The sequence below is a fragment of the Thalassobacillus devorans MSP14 genome (assembly GCF_000496835.1).
Taxonomy (GTDB): Bacteria; Bacillota; Bacilli; order Bacillales; family Halobacillaceae; genus Thalassobacillus; species Thalassobacillus devorans_B.
On record NZ_KI543236.1, the window covers coordinates 260,074 to 275,620 of the forward strand.

Sequence of the window (15,547 nt, forward strand, 5' to 3'; positions counted from 1 at the left end):
GTTAATATTCCTACTAATTCATTTACTTATAATAGTAAATATAGTTAAAATAAGAATAACAAAGAGATAAGTGAAGCTGTAGGAGTGCTTATAGTGAAAAAAACCATCGTATTAAACTTACTTGCTATTATGCTATTGACTGGTTGCAATGTTGGTTTCAGTGAAGGGGAAGTTCGCTCTGTCGGGATGCTGGTGGAAACGACGATCCATGATCAGGCATGGGGACAGAAAGGATATAAAGGGTTGTTGAAAATAAAGGAAGAGTATGATGTCGATGTCTACTTTAAAGAAGGCATCAAAAATCAATCCGATGTAAACAAAGCTGTCGATGAGCTTGTTAATAAAGGGGTCAATGTCATCTTCGGGCACAGCAGTATTTATGGAGAGTATTTCAAATCGATACATGAAGATTTTCCGGAAGTTCATTTTGTTTATTTCAATGGCGGGTATTCTGCTGAAAATGTCACGAGTCTGAATTTCAGCGCGGATGCGATGGGATTTTTCGGGGGAGTAGTAGCGGGCAGTATGACGAAATCTAATCAGGTCGGGTTGATTGCCGCCCATGAATGGCAGCCGGAAGTGGAAGGGTTTTACGAAGGTGTCAAATATATCAACCCGGAGGCGAAGGTGAACTTTTCGTTTGTAGGTGGCTGGGATGATACGGAACGGGCAATGAAGTTATACGACCGGATGGCAAAACAAGGAACAGATGTCTTTTATCCAGCCGGCGACGGTTTCAATCCGCCAATGATCCAGCAGATACAAAATGATGGACATTATGCCATTGGATATGTATCTGATCAGTCTTCGCTCGGTAAAGGTACCGTGTTGACCAGTACAGTCCAGCACGTGGAGAAATTATATAAGATTGCAATGGAACGTTTAATGAAAGGGAATCTTCCAGGTGAGGTTTTGACTTTTGATTTTCAGGATGGTGCCATTTCCATGGGTAAGTTCAGCCCTAATGTTCCTGAAGAGGTAAAGGATCAGGTCAATAACATGGTAGATAATTATGTCGAGACAGGAGAGCTCCCGACTGAGAAATAATACAAAAAAGAGCCGCTGCTAATTAATTGGCAGCGGCTCTTTTTTGATGCCATTCATCCATGTCTATGAGTTCGTACAATAGCAGTTTTTTCTATTAAAACAACACCTCCATGGTTGAAGGTGCTGCTGGAAAGTGCACTTACTTGTCGCTTCCACTTTTGAATTTATCGATCGCTTTGGATAGGTTTTTGATGTAGGGATTGAAGGCGTGGTAGGTATCGGACATGTTTTTCATCAATTCCATCCAATCAAAAGAATTGCTTTCCTCTTGTTTTTCACTGGTAGTGGTATCGCGTGTACGGGTGCGGTTACCAAACATGAAAGCATCAAATGGGTGCTGTTTCTTTTCGTTATCCGGCATAGCTGACACCTCCTGCATTATCCTATGTAAATAGAGGTGATGCTTGTGGGCGCAGGACTTTTGAATACTTGCTAAAATATAGGTTATACATTAAAATTAGGACCAAGTCATAATAATTAGTATTAGACACTACCATAAGGGGATGGGTATATGAAAGCTGGAATTTTAGGTACAGGTCATTTTGTACCGGAAAAAGTCCTCACGAATAAAGATTTAGAGAAAATGGTCGATACGAGCGATGAATGGATCAAGACGAGAACAGGTATAGAAGAGCGCCGGATTGCGGACGATGATATGGACTCATCAGATATGGCGTTCCGGGCATCCTTGCGGGCGCTGGAAAACGCCGGAGTCAAGGCGGAAGACCTGGATATGATCCTTGTCGCAACCGTGACACCGGATACGCCTTTCCCTTCGGTTTCCTGTATGATTCAGGACCGCCTTGGAGCAAAGGGAGCTGCAGCAATGGATGTCAGTGCCGCTTGTACCGGTTTTATGTACGGCTTAGCGACAGCAAAGCAATTCATCGAATCTGGAGATTATAAAAATATATTAGTCGTAGGTGTGGAAAAACTATCGAAAATCGTCGATTGGGATGACCGCAATACAGCTGTCTTATTTGGAGACGGAGCAGGAGCGGCTGTCGTCGGTCCTGTCAGTGAAGGGAAGGGCATCCTTTCTTATGAACTGGGAGCGGATGGTGCCGGTGGCGAGCATTTGTATCAGGATGAAGAAGACCATCTGTATATGAATGGACGTGAAGTGTTCAAGTTTGCTGTGCGACGGATGCCGGAAGCATCGGTCAACGTGGTAGAAAAAGCCGGATACAATAAAGAGGATGTGGATTATCTGATCCCTCACCAGGCAAACATACGCATTATGGAAGCAGCACGGGAACGCCTGGGTATATCCGAAGAAAAAATGGCGATCAAAGTAAATAAGTATGGGAATAATTCAGCGGCTTCCATTCCGATCGCTTTGTCTGAAGCAGTAGAAGAAGGTAAAATAAAAGAAGATGACCTGGTCGTCCTTGTCGGTTTCGGCGGCGGATTGACCTGGGGAGCAGTCGCCCTGCGTTGGGGCAAGTAGTAAAAGGAGGAAGCAGGTATGGAAAATAAACGTGTTGTCATTACAGGACTCGGAGCTATTTCCCCTGTAGGAAACAATGTCAAAGATATGTGGGACAGCATCACTTCCGGCCGTTCCGGAATTGATACGATGACCAAGATCAATAAAGATGAATACCCTGCTAAAGTGGCAGCGGAAGTGAAGGATTTTGATCCGACTGATTTCATCGAAAAAAAAGAAGCGCGTAAGATGGATCCTTTTACCCAGTATGCGGTAGCTGCTTCGTTGATGGCTGTCAAAGACGCCGACCTCGAAATCACAGAAGAGAACGCTTATCGTACAGGTGTCTGGATTGGTTCAGGTATCGGTGGTATGGGAACTTATGAGGAACAGTTCGAAAAGTTTCAGAAAAAAGGATACCGGAGAGTAAGCCCGTTTTTCATTCCGATGATGATTCCCGATATGGCAGCCGGACAGGTTTCGATCACTTTGGGAGCAAAAGCCATGAACTCTTGTACCGTAACTGCATGTGCATCCGGTGCAAACTCGATCGGGGATGCGTTTAAAGTTATCCAGCGTGGGGATGCAGATATCATGATCACTGGTGGTACAGAATCACCAATGAATAAGATGTCGTTTGCGGGCTTCTCTTCTGCAAAAGCCTTATCCTTTAATGAAGATCCGAAGACAGCAAGCCGTCCATTCGATAAAAACCGCGATGGGTTCGTTATGGGTGAAGGTGCCGGAATTCTCGTGATGGAAACATTGGAATCTGCTCAGAAGCGTGGTGCCCATATTTATGGTGAAATAGTCGGCTACGGTTCGACCGGAGACGCTCACCACATTACGGCACCGGCACCAGAAGGAGAAGGTGCGGTCCGTGCGATGAAACAGGCCCTTGAAGATGCAGGTATGAGTCCGGAAGCAATTTCTTACATCAATGCCCACGGTACATCAACGGAATTGAACGACAAATTCGAAACGATGGCAGCCAAACAGGTATTCGGCGAACATGCCCGTAAAATAGCGATGTCATCCACTAAGTCGATGACTGGTCATCTGCTTGGTGCGGCCGGAGCGATCGAGGCAATCATTTCCTTGAAGGCGATCGAGGATGGGATTTTGCCTCCAACGATCAATTATGAAACACCAGACCCGGATTGTGATTTGGATTATGTTCCGAATGAAGCCCGTAAACAGCAAGTGGATGCTGTAATGAGTAATTCACTTGGATTTGGCGGTCATAATGCCAGCCTCGTTTTCAAAAAATATGAATAATAAATAAAAATGGTGCGTTCCTTAACAGGAGCGCACCATTTTTTACTATTCTTTAGAACTATCTTCTACTTCGAAAAACTTCTGTAAGGCTTCACGGTTCTTTTGTTCATCGTGGGCAAGTACCGCTCCGGCATGACTGTATCTTTCATTCCAGTAAGAGCCCTCCACCGGAATACGTAATGTCTCGATATTATCAGGAGCATTAAAGATGAAGTCTTTGGCGAGTCCAACCATTTTGCCGGAATCGATATTCGTATCGACATAGGGCTGGATCGTACCGATTAGTCTTGGTACCTTAAGCAGTCCCTTGGCGGAGACAAGCTTATCTTTCATCAACTGGATCACTTCCTGTTGTCGTTTGACACGGCCGAAGTCACTGGAAGCATCTCCACGGTAACGGGCATAGCCTAATAGTTCTTCGCCGTTCAGCTTTTGAGTGCCTGGTTCAAGGTTGATAGTGCCAGTATTATCCTTATGATACATCTTCTTTTCAACATCCACTTCAATACCTTCTGGAGCTACGGTATCAACAATTTGTTTAAATCCATCAAAGTCGACGATCGAATAGTATTCTGTTTCAATACCAAAGTTCTTTTTGATCGTTTGTCTAAGCAGCTCCGGTCCACCAAAAGCAAATGCGGCATTCAACTTATTGTAACCATAACCCGGGATATCCACATAAGTGTCCCGCATCAGAGATGCCAGTTTTGCTTCATTCTCTTCAGGGTCATATTGTGCAATCATAATGGTATCTGTACGCATCGTTTCTTTATTGCTGCGCTTATCGACCCCAAGCATCAGCACGGTAGTTTTTCCATCTTTATTATCAACGCCCTGGAATTCATGTTTGAATTCATTGTTCTCAAGTTCTCCTTCAGTCTCGCCCATTGCATCCCGTTTACCTGCCATATATTCATAGCTGCTTATTCCGATTCCTATTATTAAGAAAAGCAGGAACACAGCAATGAAAGCTTTCCGTTTCCTTCTCTTCTTCCGGTTGCGTTGTTTAAATTCTTTACGAGTGGTCACCAAAGTATCACCTCATTTTAAAAAACCACTATCTATTAATTTACCGCGTATAGCCTAGATAGTAAATAGTTTTTACGGATGATATCGTTTTCATGTCATGTTAATAGCGTTTGGCTCATATATTTAACAAAAAATGGACAGGCTGGAGGGATGGATATCTTTTATTGGTTCGTTTTTTTAGTAGGCTTCGGTTTCACTGTAAGTGGTGGAATATCATTGATTTCGTATATGAATCTGCTTCCAGCGGGCTTCACCTGGATTGAGTACCTTCAGTTTGTCCAGACACGCAGTGAGTGCTGGTTATTTCCTATCGGTATTATTCTTATGCTGCTTACGACATTGAAAATTGGACAATCCCCTTGTTAATAATTCCAAAAGGAGAATAAAACTTCCAGATTTGGTCATACTGATGGCAAACGAAACTAAGGGATGGAAGGTGAGTACCGGGTATGTTATATTTACATGATGTTTGGGTGAACTGGTTCGAAGGGGAGGAGAACGGATACAACGTTTCTCCATTTCATGAGTGGCGGAAAGAAGATGGGATAGAACTCCTGGATCAGGCTCCGCTATTGTATATAACTAATGATTTGTACCAGTTTATTGAGAATGATTTACAGGATTTGCCGATCAGTTTGTTAGAATCCATCCATAGAAGAGCTTACTTGAGAAAAAATCAGGAGCGTAAGTCGCTCGATTATGCCGCTATCGTTACCAATGGACACTCTGTACTTGCATTCGATACGCTGGGCTATACACTGCCAGTCCGTAAGAGCAGGCTGATTCCACGCCAGGAAAGATTAGCGCTTGAAATGATTGAAGGACAAAAACCGAATAAATATGACTGGGACTCTTCCTTGGCGAAAAAGGAACATCACATATTATCCTTGTCTCCAGAATATATGCTTGGGCTTACGAGGAAGGAAAGACAATTGAAACAATTGCTGATGATGGCGCTGGATCAATTGCAGCATACCGATAACCCGGAAGAAATACGTTATTGGCTCACTGAGTGGGAACCAAGCCATTATCCGATGGTAAAAGAATATACGATCGAACAAGCCTGGCAAAAACTATATGAAGGAACGACGCCGGGGTGGAGCCGTGCTCACGAGGAGTTATGCGGAAAAATCATCAAGGGGCAGCCATTCTTTGAAAAAATTTGGGAATTAGAAAATCATAAAGCGGAAGCTGGAATTAAAAACCAGAATTGAAGTTCGCCTTCAATTCTGGTTTTACTTTTCTATTTCTTCTTTTTGACGCGACCCAGTCCCATCGCTTTTTTCGCTTTTTGCAGCATTTTTTCTGCGGCATGATTAGCACGATCTGCTCCGTTATCAAGTACATCGTCCAGCTCTTTAGATTCAATCAGTTCATGGTAACGCTCCTGGATAGGGGAAAGTGTCAGAATCACGGCATTTGCAACGTCCTGCTTGAATTCCCCATAGCCTTTACCTTCGTATTTCGCTTCCAATGCTTCCACACTTTCTCCGGTACAGGTAGAATAGATGGTAAGCAGGTTGGAAATCCCCGCTTTATTTTCTTTATCATATTTTACAATGCCTTCCGAATCAGTGACAGCACTCTTGATCTTTTTCTCGATTTTTTTTGGCTCATCGAGCATAGAAATATAAGCTTTTTGGTTTTCATCAGATTTACTCATCTTTTTGGTTGGATCCTGAAGTGACATAATTCTGGCACCAACCTTCGGAATGCTTACTTCCGGGACGGTGAATATATCGTTATATTTATTATTGAAGCGCTCCGCCAGATTACGGGTGAGCTCCAAATGCTGTTTCTGATCTTCACCTACTGGCACAATGTCTGTTTTATATAGAAGAATATCGGCAGCCATCAATGGCGGATAGGTCAACAGTCCAGAGGAAACTGCTTCTTTTCCTTGAGACTTGTCTTTGAATTGCGTCATTCGCTCCAATTCACCGATATAGCTGACACATTGGAGCATCCAGCCAAGCTGGGTGTGAGCAGAAACTTCCGACTGGATGAATAGCGTGGATTTGTCCGGATCGATACCGGACGCAAGGTATAAAGCTGCCAATGAACGGATATTGTCACGCAGCTTCAAACGGTCCTGAGGGACAGTGATGGCATGCTCATCGACCACACAGAAGTAACAATGGTTGTCTTTCTGGAGTTCGACGAAATGTTTCATCGCTCCCAGGTAGTTGCCGAGTGTCAATGTTCCACTTGGCTGAATTCCTGAAAAAATTGTCTTCATTGTCTACACCTCATTTAATTTATTCTTTGTTTTTGATAAAGTTATTTCATTGATTGGAAGCAGCAGTGTTATACCAATAAAAAAAGGCCATTCTCCCTCTATAATAGAAGGGACGAATGAACCGTGGTACCACCCTTGTTACTCCGCACTATGCGGAATCACTTGCCCTTTAACGCAGGGGTACGTCGTCTGAGACGAAGCTCCAAAGCCCAATTCCCGGTAACCTTTGTCAGCTGTTTCCACCAACCACAGCCTCTCTGAAAAACAGTGAAGTCCGGTACTATACTTTTTCATCGCGTGTAAATATTCCTATGGAACAAATTATAAATAAACTTTTTCCAGGTTGCAACAATCAGTTGTTCAAAGCTGATAGTAATAAATAAGCATACCAAACATTCCAAGGTTCATTAAAATTCCCTGAAACAAAAAGAACTTTAAAACTCTACCGTCGACGGTTTGAGAAGGAAGCGGCTTCTTTTTCCAATCTTCCATATAATCTGCTGTCTTTGCTACTCTATGGTAGAATCTGCGAAAACTATACGTTATGGAATCGAAAAAGCCCCCTCGGATCACCCACAAAAGAAGTCCGCCAAAAAGGTAGAAGAAGGCGATATAGAAGGTCTGGTTAATATAATGGAACAAGTCGTACACAGGTGCCCGCATAAAAAATAGTAGTGTCACCACTGAAAAATTAATGAATAAGAACACCCACTTATTTTTTAATACCATTAGAAGTAGGCACATCCTTTCTTTAAAAATACTTCTTTTATTATAGCATGTTTTTTTGAATCTGCAGGCACTTGAGAAAAAAGTAAATTTCAACCAGGAATATAACAAGTATGAAATTAAAAGTAATTATTGCCGCATGAATTGTAAAAATACTATTTCATATGTAAAAATACACCGTCTTCATGTAGGACCTTCGTAAAATAAAATAGGCAATTTAGCCTATTTTATGCCACAAGAATGTAATAATGACAAGGTTCTTACAATTTTATCAAAAAAATATTAATGCAAAATAGTTAGAAAACTTGTATAATTCGTATTGTAGATTAATCATCTGCGTTAATATTTAGAAAATTATATTTTTGGGGAGGTCATTCTTTCATGAGAAAGACAAATTGGTTATTGCTTGGACTAGCATTAGTTCTAAGCATGTTCCTGGTAGCTTGCTCAGGCGGCGGCGATAATAACGCCGACGGTGGCAACAGCGAAGGGAATACAGAAGAAAAAAATGAAAGTGAAGGTAATGAAGGAAGCGAAGGTGCAGAAGGCGAGCCTAGCGGAGAACAAGTATTGAACATCACTGACTCTGCCGAGATTCCAACAATGGATCCTTCCATGGCAACTGATGCCGTTGCATTCCAATGGTTAGGTTCTACAATGGACGGGCTTTATCGCCTGGGTGAAAATGCTAAACTGGAACCAGCTATCGCAAAAAGCCATGAACAAAGTGAAGATGCTTTGACCTGGACTTTCAAATTACGTGAAGATGCAACTTGGGAAAACGGTGACCCTGTAACAGCACATGATTTCGTATATGCATGGCAGCGTGCTGTTAACCCGGACACTGGTTCCGAGTATGGTCCATACATGATGAACGGCGTTATCAAAAACGCTGAAGCTATCTCTAAAGGCGAGATGCCAGTGGATAAGCTTGGTGTAACTGCAGAAGATGATTACACATTGAAAGTAGAACTTGAAAAGCCGATCCCTTATTTCTTGTCCTTGACTGCTTTCGGTACTTTCCTGCCGTTGAACCAGGACTTTGTTGAAAAGCAAGGCGATAAGTTTGCTCTTGAAGCTGACACAATCCTAGCCAACGGACCATTCAAAATGACTGAATGGAAGCACGAAGAAGGCTGGACTCTTGAAAAGAACAAGGACTACTGGGATGCAGAAAATGTAAACCTTGAAAAGATTAATGTAAAAGTAGTTAAAGAAACTTCTACACGTGTAAACCTTTATGATTCTGGCGAGATCGATGCTGCTGCCCTTAGTGGTGAATTCGTACAGCAAAAAGCTGGCAGCGAAGAATTGAAGACAGAAGAAGAACCAGTACTTTTCTACCTGAAGATGAACCAGCAACATGAAGTGCTTGGCAATGTTAATGCACGTAAAGCGATTCAATCTGTAATCAACCGTGAAGACCTGGTTAATGTCATCCTTGCTAACGGATCCCTTCCAGCTGTAGGTGACATTCCTCAAAACTTTGCTAAACATCCTGAAAGTGGAAAAGACTTCCGTGAAATCAACGGTCCACTTGTTGAGCATAATGTAGAGAAAGCACAGGAACACTGGAAGAAAGCTCTAGAAGAGCTTGGAAAAGATAAAGTAGAACTTGAACTTCTTGGCGGTGACTCTGAAGTTGCTAAAGAGATGGATGCTTACTTGAAGAACCAATTGGAGCAGCTTGAAGGTTTGACTGTAAATGTTAAGCCGGTTCCATTTAAAGAGCGTCTGCGTCTGGACACTGAAATGGAATATGAATTGCAAAACTCCGGTTGGGGCCCTGACTATATTGATCCGAACACCTTCCTGAACATGTGGGTAACAGATGGCGGAAACAACAAGACTGGTTACTCCAACGAAGAGTATGACGCGCTTATCGAAAAAGCTAACAACGAGCTTGCTCTTGAGCCGGTTAAGCGTTTCGAAACATTCCTGGAAGCTGAAAAAATGTTGATCAAAGAAGATGCAGTACTAGCTCCTCTATATCAACGTGCTGTTGCGAAGCTTTGGAAACCTTACGTTAAGGGTGTAATCACTAACCCAATGGGACCTGACTACACTTACAAGTATGCTTATATTGATAAAGAGTAATAGCTTTTCATAATCGAATATAGCTGACTCGGAGGGGAGAGAGTATATGACCATGTTGTTGGCATATGCTCTCTTTTTCCCTGCCATCAAATATAACTGATAATAATCAATATTCAGTTATTTATAATAATAAGAAAACACTTATAAATATAGGAGGTGGGCAAGAATGGCTCGTTATATCACCAAACGACTAATCTACATGTTGTTGACGCTGATTATAATCGCGACTTTTTCATTTTTCTTAATGAAAATGCTGCCTGGTACACCACTGACCATGGAAGATAAATTGTCTGAAGCACAAAAAGAGATCATTCTTGAAAAGTACGGTTTGAATGACCCAGTACCAATCCAGTATTTGAAATATATGGGTGGTTTAGCTGTAGGAGATTTAGGGATTTCATTCCAGTTTGATAACAGGGAAGTTACAGACATCATTATGGATCGTATCGGTCCTTCCATGCAACTAGGAGCACAGGCTCTGATTATTGGGACTATCATAGGTATGCTGCTTGGATTAGTAGCGGCTATCTATCATAATGGCTTTCTTGATTATTCGTCCACATTTGTGGCTGTTATTGGAAAATCGATTCCATCATTTATTTTCGCAGGTCTATTGCAATATTTCATTGCTCTTAAATTAGGCTGGTTCCCGGTAGCGCTTTGGGGTACATGGCAACACACGGTACTGCCGACCGTAGCTTTGGCGATGTTCCCGATTGCAATTGCAGCCCGTTTTATGCGGACAGAAATGTTAGAAGTTTTGGGATCTGATTTTATACAGACTGCGCGTGCAAAAGGTGTGAACAAATTTGGGGTCGTCTTTAAGCACGGGGTACGTAATGCGTTGATTCCTTTGGTAACCGTAATGGGTCCTCTGGCAGTAGCTTTAATGACTGGGACCTTGGTTATTGAGAAGATTTTCGCAGTACCTGGAATTGGTGAGCAGTTCGTTACCTCAATAACGACTAATGACTTTCCGATCATTATGGGTACAACGCTATTCTTCTCTTTCTTTTTCATTTTCATCATTTTAGTCATCGACCTCCTCTATGGTCTCATCGATCCTAGAATTAGACTTGCCGAAGGAGAGAAATAAATTATGGATAACACAAAACCATCAAAAGATCTTTTTGTCCCTGCCGATCGTAGGGGAGAGGAAAGCGAGAAAATTACTCGCCCAAGTTTGTCTTTCTGGCAGGACTCCTTTAATCGGCTTCGTAAGAACCTTGGAGCGATGGCAGGAGTTGTAACACTGATTATCTTAGTGATCATGGCGATATTGGGACCTTATATGAACCAATTCACTCCTTATGAACAGGACTTAGGTCGCTCCTATATACCCCCTAAAATTCCTGTGCTTGAAAACATCAGCTGGCTTGGTGTTGATGGCATGGAGTCGACCGTAATAGAGGGAGAGTCTGTCGATGCCGCGAAAAATGTCGCAAAATTGAAGCTTGGGGCAGCAAACGCTGATTTTATAGAATACAAAGTTCTCGATGAAGGTGGAAATGGAGAAAAAGCAAAAGTTGAAGCATCTCTTGATGTTTATGAAGCTAAGGGACTGGAAAATAATTTCTGGTTTGGAACGGATAGCCTTGGACGTGATTTATGGACACGTACGTGGCATGGAACCCGGATCTCTCTATATATCGCCTTTTTAGCAGCCGCTATTGATATGGTGATTGGTGTCATTTATGGCGGAGTCTCCGCATATTATGGCGGACGTGTCGACAACATCATGCAACGGATTATCGAAGTCTTAGTTGGGATACCTAACCTGGTCATTGTAATCCTGATGATTTTGATATTAGAACCGGGAATCCTGTCAATCACCATTGCCCTGACTATTACCGGGTGGATATCGATGGCACGGATCATACGGGGACAAGTGTTGAAATTGAAGAATCAGGAATTTGTACTTGCCTCCAGAACACTCGGATCACCAGACAGCAGAATATTGAAAAAACACCTTGTACCGAATGTTACTGGTTTGATCGTCATCAATACGATGTTTACGATTCCAAGTGCTATATTCTTTGAAGCATTCTTAAGCTTCATCGGGTTAGGGCTTCCAACCCCGGTCGCATCCTTGGGAACATTGATCGATGACGGGTTTAAGTCATTGCAGACCAACCCACACGTGCTGATATTCCCTGCAATCATCATTTCCATGATTATGGTTGCCTTCAACATATTGGCCGATGGACTGCGGGATGCGTTTGATCCGAAGATGCGTGAATAGGAGGAAGGAATACCAAATGGAAAAACTTCTACAGGTAAACAACTTAAGTGTATCCTTTGACACCTACGGAGGAGAAGTCCAGGCTGTCAGAGGTGTAAGTTTTGATGTACACAAAGGAGAAACCCTGGCGATTGTCGGAGAATCTGGTTCAGGCAAGTCGGTGACGACGAAAGCATTGATGCGTCTGATTCCTCAGCCTCCGGGTCGTATCAAAGAAGGGGAAATCCTTTTCGAAGATAAAGATTTAGCTAAACTAAGTGAAAAACAAATGGAGAAAATCCGAGGTAAGGATATTTCAATGATCTTCCAGGATCCAATGACGTCATTGAATCCAACCATGAAGATCGGAAATCAAATTATGGAAGGTCTCATCAAGCACCAGAAGATGGGCCGGGCCCAGGCGAAAAAGCGTGCGATTGAATTGATGGAACTGGTAGGCCTTCCAGATGCAGCTAACCGTGTCGATCAATATCCGCATCAATTCTCTGGCGGACAGCGTCAGCGTGTCGTGGTGGCGATTGCACTGGCTTGTAACCCTAAGCTTCTCATCGCCGATGAACCGACTACCGCACTTGATGTAACGATACAGGCACAAATCTTAGAGTTGATGAAAGATATCCAGAAGAAAACAGATTCATCCATCATCTTCATTACGCATGACCTTGGCGTTGTTGCCAATGTGGCCGACCGGGTAGCGGTCATGTATGCAGGTAAAATTGTAGAAATTGGGACCGTTGATGAAATCTTCTATAATCCAAAACATCCATATACATGGGGACTGCTTGGTTCCATGCCTTCTTTGGACAGTGCTGATGAAGATTTATATGCCATTCCTGGTACACCACCGGACTTGATTGCTCCACCGAAAGGGGATGCGTTTGCAGCCCGGAATGATTATGCGATGAAAATCGACTTTGAACAGCAGCCGCCAATGTTCAAGGTGTCTGACACGCATTATGCCGCAACATGGCTATTGCACGAGCATGCCCCGGATGTTGAGCCTCCTGCTACCATTCAACGCAGAATGCAAGGATTTGCTCAAGAGGCTGAACTTAAAACGAAAGGTGATCGCTCATGAGTCGAGAAAAATTAGTCGAAATCAAAAACTTAAAACAGCATTTCAAAACCGGGCGTCACAGTGTCGTAAAAGCAGTCGATGGGTTGACCTTTGATATTTATAAAGGAGAAACCTTTGGGCTTGTAGGTGAATCCGGATGTGGAAAATCAACAACAGGCCGGACAATCATCCGTTTATACGATGCAACCGATGGTGAAGTCATATTCAATGGAACCAATGTACACGATAAAAAGAATAAAGCAGATCTGAAGCAATTCAACCGTGAAATGCAAATGATATTCCAGGATCCTTATGCATCCTTGAACCCTCGTATGAAAGTAGAAGATATCATTGCAGAAGGCTTGGATATCCACGGGTTGGTCAAAACAAAAGAAGCGCGCAAGAAGCGTGTGCATGACCTCCTGGAGACAGTGGGTTTGAACAAGGAACATGCGAACCGTTATCCGCATGAATTCAGTGGCGGACAGCGGCAGCGAATCGGAATCGCCCGTGCTTTGGCTGTAGATCCGAGTTTCATCATCGCTGACGAACCTATTTCGGCACTTGATGTTTCTATCCAGGCCCAGGTGGTCAACTTGCTGAAAAAACTGCAAAGAGAGAATGATTTGACATACTTGTTCATTGCCCATGACTTGTCGATGGTCAAATATATCAGTGATCGAATTGGCGTCATGTATTTCGGTAAGCTTGTGGAACTGGCTGACGCAGATGATTTATATAAGAATCCAATGCATCCGTATACGAAATCTTTATTGTCTGCTATTCCTTTACCGGATCCGGATTACGAACGTAACCGTGTCCGGGAGGAATATGACCCAAGTCAACATGATACAAGTGAAGAGCCGGAATTCCGGGAAATTGGACCGGATCATTGGGTGCTCTGTACAACAAAAGAATACGAACATTATAAAAAAGAATATGTTTCTGTTTAAAACGGATACACAATCAAGACAAGGTTCATTCCTGGTTTTCGGAATGAAGCCTTGTCTTTTTGTGTATAGATAAAACGGAGTCAAAGGGTTAAATTAGTTCATTTGATATATTTTGAGATTTTCTACAAAATTTTACTAAATAACCTACCAATTTATAGGATTCCTCTTTTATAATAGAAATAGAAAACACTTGGGGAGTAGGGTCAATTATGAAAAAAAAGGTAAGACAGCTTAAGAGTTTCATATTCATCAGCATTCTTTTTGTTCTGGTATTGGTTCCGGTACATATAACACATGCAGAAGAATCAAGCGAAGAAGAAGCATTGCCGGTGAATAACTTGCAAGCAAGAGAAGTGTCATTACAACTATTGGAAAACGAGAAACCTGCAGCGCGGTTCGTCTATGATTCTGGTCTGACGTTTGAGTATCCAGATGCAGTGCGGGGGATTTATGTAACGGGTAATTCAGCAGGAGGCAGTCGTTTCGAATCCTTACTGGAGCTTGTTGGTTCCACGGATTTAAACGCGATGGTGATTGATATTAAAGAAGACCATGGAAATTTAACATTTAAGCCTGATGAAGGTTCGCCTTATTATGATATTGCGAAGCCATTTATCAAAGAACCGAGAAAAATGCTTGAAGTGCTGGAGGAGAAGGGAATTTATCCAATTGCACGAGTGGTTGTCTTTAAAGATTCCATATTGGCTGAGAAGCGTCCGGATCTCTCCTTTAAAAAGAATGGACAGATCTGGAGGAACGGCAGGGGAGAAGCCTTTGTTAATCCATTCATGAAAGAAGTCTGGGAGTATAATGTAGAAATTGCGATTATGGCAGCAAAACTCGGGTTTGAGGATATCCAATTCGATTATGTACGTTTTCCGGAAGGATTCGAGAATCGTGACCAAACATTGGAATATAATCAAGGAGAGTATGCAAATCTGGAAATGGATGAGGTACAAAAAAGGGTGCAGGCTGTAACAGATTTTGTTGCTTATGCAAGAAAAGAACTGCATGATTATGATGTAGATGTTTCTGTTGATATTTTTGGATATTCCGCTACCATTCCGGAAGCGCCGGGAATCGGACAGAACTTTTCTAAAATCAGCTCCAATGTCGATGTCATTTCGTCTATGATCTACCCAAGTCACTGGACTTCTTATTTCGGCATAAAGAAGCCGGATATGGAGCCATATAAGTTGACGGTTGAATATGCCAAAGTGGAAAATGAAGTGTTGGCTAAGCTGGATGATCCGCCGACATCAAGACCATGGATTCAGGACTTTGAAGCGCCGTGGCTCTACTCCGGCCCAGCAAAACAATACGGGGTAGCAGAAGTAGAAGCCCAGATTCGCGCCCTGAATGAGAATGGGATCAATGAATTTCTGATTTGGAATCCAGGTAACAGTTATACAAAAGGTGTCGATTACACACCATTAAAGTAATAAAAAAG

15 protein-coding genes and 1 other annotated feature are annotated in these 15,547 nt (G+C 42.6%); of the genes, 11 read left to right on the top strand and 4 right to left on the bottom strand.

Features of this window, described 5'->3' with window-relative positions:
- Window positions 1–93: 93 nt before the first annotated feature.
- Window positions 94–1,047 carry a BMP family ABC transporter substrate-binding protein gene (locus P855_RS0102115; protein ID WP_028782043.1) on the top strand — a complete coding sequence of 318 codons (954 nt, stop codon included), beginning with the start codon at window positions 94–96 and terminating at the stop codon, window positions 1,045–1,047.
- A gap of 139 nt (window positions 1,048–1,186) precedes the next feature.
- On the opposite strand, the gene P855_RS0102120 is transcribed toward P855_RS0102115, so the two are convergent.
- Window positions 1,187–1,408, bottom strand: coding sequence for a hypothetical protein (locus tag P855_RS0102120; RefSeq protein WP_028782044.1), 222 nt, complete (start codon window positions 1,406–1,408; stop codon window positions 1,187–1,189).
- Window positions 1,409–1,558: 150 nt separating this feature from the next.
- Between P855_RS0102120 and P855_RS0102125 the strand changes: the two genes are divergently transcribed.
- Both P855_RS0102125 and fabF read left to right on the top strand, forming a co-directional pair.
- Window positions 1,559–2,497 carry a beta-ketoacyl-ACP synthase III gene (locus P855_RS0102125; RefSeq protein ID WP_028782045.1) on the top strand — a complete coding sequence of 313 codons (939 nt, stop codon included), beginning with the start codon at window positions 1,559–1,561 and terminating at the stop codon, window positions 2,495–2,497.
- Window positions 2,498–2,515: 18 nt separating this feature from the next.
- Window positions 2,516–3,754 (top strand): beta-ketoacyl-ACP synthase II, encoded by a 1,239-nt coding sequence (gene fabF / locus P855_RS0102130; RefSeq protein ID WP_028782046.1) that lies wholly within the window; start codon window positions 2,516–2,518, stop codon window positions 3,752–3,754.
- 45 nt (window positions 3,755–3,799) lie between these two features.
- Here the strand turns inward: fabF and P855_RS0102135 are convergent, their stop codons facing one another.
- A complete protein-coding gene (locus P855_RS0102135) occupies window positions 3,800–4,783 on the bottom strand; it encodes an LCP family protein (RefSeq protein ID WP_037985573.1) in 984 nt (327 codons plus the stop codon).
- Between the two features lie 150 nt (window positions 4,784–4,933).
- Here P855_RS0102135 and P855_RS0102140 point away from each other — a divergent pair, with 150 nt between their 5' ends.
- Both P855_RS0102140 and P855_RS0102145 read left to right on the top strand, forming a co-directional pair.
- Window positions 4,934–5,149, top strand: a complete 216-nt coding sequence (locus tag P855_RS0102140) for a hypothetical protein (protein ID WP_327084768.1) — start codon at window positions 4,934–4,936, stop codon at window positions 5,147–5,149.
- A gap of 83 nt (window positions 5,150–5,232) precedes the next feature.
- A complete protein-coding gene (locus P855_RS0102145) occupies window positions 5,233–5,997 on the top strand; it encodes a YjbA family protein (RefSeq protein ID WP_028782049.1) in 765 nt (254 codons plus the stop codon).
- Window positions 5,998–6,026: 29 nt separating this feature from the next.
- On the opposite strand, the gene trpS is transcribed toward P855_RS0102145, so the two are convergent.
- Window positions 6,027–7,022, bottom strand: a complete 996-nt coding sequence (gene trpS, locus P855_RS0102150; protein WP_028782050.1) for a tryptophan--tRNA ligase — start codon at window positions 7,020–7,022, stop codon at window positions 6,027–6,029.
- 105 nt (window positions 7,023–7,127) lie between these two features.
- Window positions 7,128–7,325 (bottom strand) — a binding site (T-box leader).
- Between the two features lie 57 nt (window positions 7,326–7,382).
- Window positions 7,383–7,751 (bottom strand): DUF3899 domain-containing protein, encoded by a 369-nt coding sequence (locus tag P855_RS0102155; protein ID WP_235062598.1) that lies wholly within the window; start codon window positions 7,749–7,751, stop codon window positions 7,383–7,385.
- Between the two features lie 378 nt (window positions 7,752–8,129).
- Here P855_RS0102155 and P855_RS0102160 point away from each other — a divergent pair, with 378 nt between their 5' ends.
- From P855_RS0102160 to P855_RS0102185, 6 genes are all read left to right on the top strand, one after another.
- Window positions 8,130–9,845, top strand: a complete 1,716-nt coding sequence (locus P855_RS0102160; RefSeq protein ID WP_028782052.1) for a peptide ABC transporter substrate-binding protein — start codon at window positions 8,130–8,132, stop codon at window positions 9,843–9,845.
- Window positions 9,846–10,011: 166 nt separating this feature from the next.
- Window positions 10,012–10,941 carry an oligopeptide ABC transporter permease gene (opp3b, locus tag P855_RS0102165; RefSeq protein ID WP_028782053.1) on the top strand — a complete coding sequence of 310 codons (930 nt, stop codon included), beginning with the start codon at window positions 10,012–10,014 and terminating at the stop codon, window positions 10,939–10,941.
- Window positions 10,942–10,944: 3 nt separating this feature from the next.
- Entirely contained in the window at window positions 10,945–12,087 is a 1,143-nt protein-coding gene (gene opp3C, locus P855_RS0102170) for an oligopeptide ABC transporter permease (RefSeq protein WP_028782054.1), read from the top strand.
- Between the two features lie 16 nt (window positions 12,088–12,103).
- Window positions 12,104–13,165 (top strand): ABC transporter ATP-binding protein, encoded by a 1,062-nt coding sequence (locus tag P855_RS0102175; RefSeq protein WP_028782055.1) that lies wholly within the window; start codon window positions 12,104–12,106, stop codon window positions 13,163–13,165.
- Window positions 13,162–14,097 carry an ABC transporter ATP-binding protein gene (locus P855_RS0102180; RefSeq protein WP_028782056.1) on the top strand — a complete coding sequence of 312 codons (936 nt, stop codon included), beginning with the start codon at window positions 13,162–13,164 and terminating at the stop codon, window positions 14,095–14,097. Before P855_RS0102175 ends, P855_RS0102180 begins: the two co-directional genes overlap by 4 nt.
- A 209-nt stretch (window positions 14,098–14,306) precedes the next feature.
- Window positions 14,307–15,539: a putative glycoside hydrolase gene (locus P855_RS0102185; protein WP_028782057.1), complete on the top strand. Its 1,233-nt coding sequence runs from the start codon at window positions 14,307–14,309 to the stop codon at window positions 15,537–15,539.
- Window positions 15,540–15,547 lie beyond the last annotated feature (8 nt).

Coding starts and splice junctions, on each gene's coding strand:
- P855_RS0102185 (WP_028782057.1), top strand. CDS start 14,307: ATGAAAAAAAAGGTAAGACAGCTTAAGAGTTTCATATTCATCAGCATT.
- opp3C (WP_028782054.1), top strand. CDS start 10,945: ATGGATAACACAAAACCATCAAAAGATCTTTTTGTCCCTGCCGATCGT.
- P855_RS0102145 (WP_028782049.1), top strand. CDS start 5,233: ATGTTATATTTACATGATGTTTGGGTGAACTGGTTCGAAGGGGAGGAG.
- trpS (WP_028782050.1), bottom strand. CDS start 7,022: ATGAAGACAATTTTTTCAGGAATTCAGCCAAGTGGAACATTGACACTC.
- P855_RS0102140 (WP_327084768.1), top strand. CDS start 4,934: ATGGATATCTTTTATTGGTTCGTTTTTTTAGTAGGCTTCGGTTTCACT.
- P855_RS0102125 (WP_028782045.1), top strand. CDS start 1,559: ATGAAAGCTGGAATTTTAGGTACAGGTCATTTTGTACCGGAAAAAGTC.
- P855_RS0102180 (WP_028782056.1), top strand. CDS start 13,162: ATGAGTCGAGAAAAATTAGTCGAAATCAAAAACTTAAAACAGCATTTC.
- P855_RS0102160 (WP_028782052.1), top strand. CDS start 8,130: ATGAGAAAGACAAATTGGTTATTGCTTGGACTAGCATTAGTTCTAAGC.
- fabF (WP_028782046.1), top strand. CDS start 2,516: ATGGAAAATAAACGTGTTGTCATTACAGGACTCGGAGCTATTTCCCCT.
- opp3b (WP_028782053.1), top strand. CDS start 10,012: ATGGCTCGTTATATCACCAAACGACTAATCTACATGTTGTTGACGCTG.
- P855_RS0102175 (WP_028782055.1), top strand. CDS start 12,104: ATGGAAAAACTTCTACAGGTAAACAACTTAAGTGTATCCTTTGACACC.
- P855_RS0102120 (WP_028782044.1), bottom strand. CDS start 1,408: ATGCCGGATAACGAAAAGAAACAGCACCCATTTGATGCTTTCATGTTT.
- P855_RS0102155 (WP_235062598.1), bottom strand. CDS start 7,751: ATGGTATTAAAAAATAAGTGGGTGTTCTTATTCATTAATTTTTCAGTG.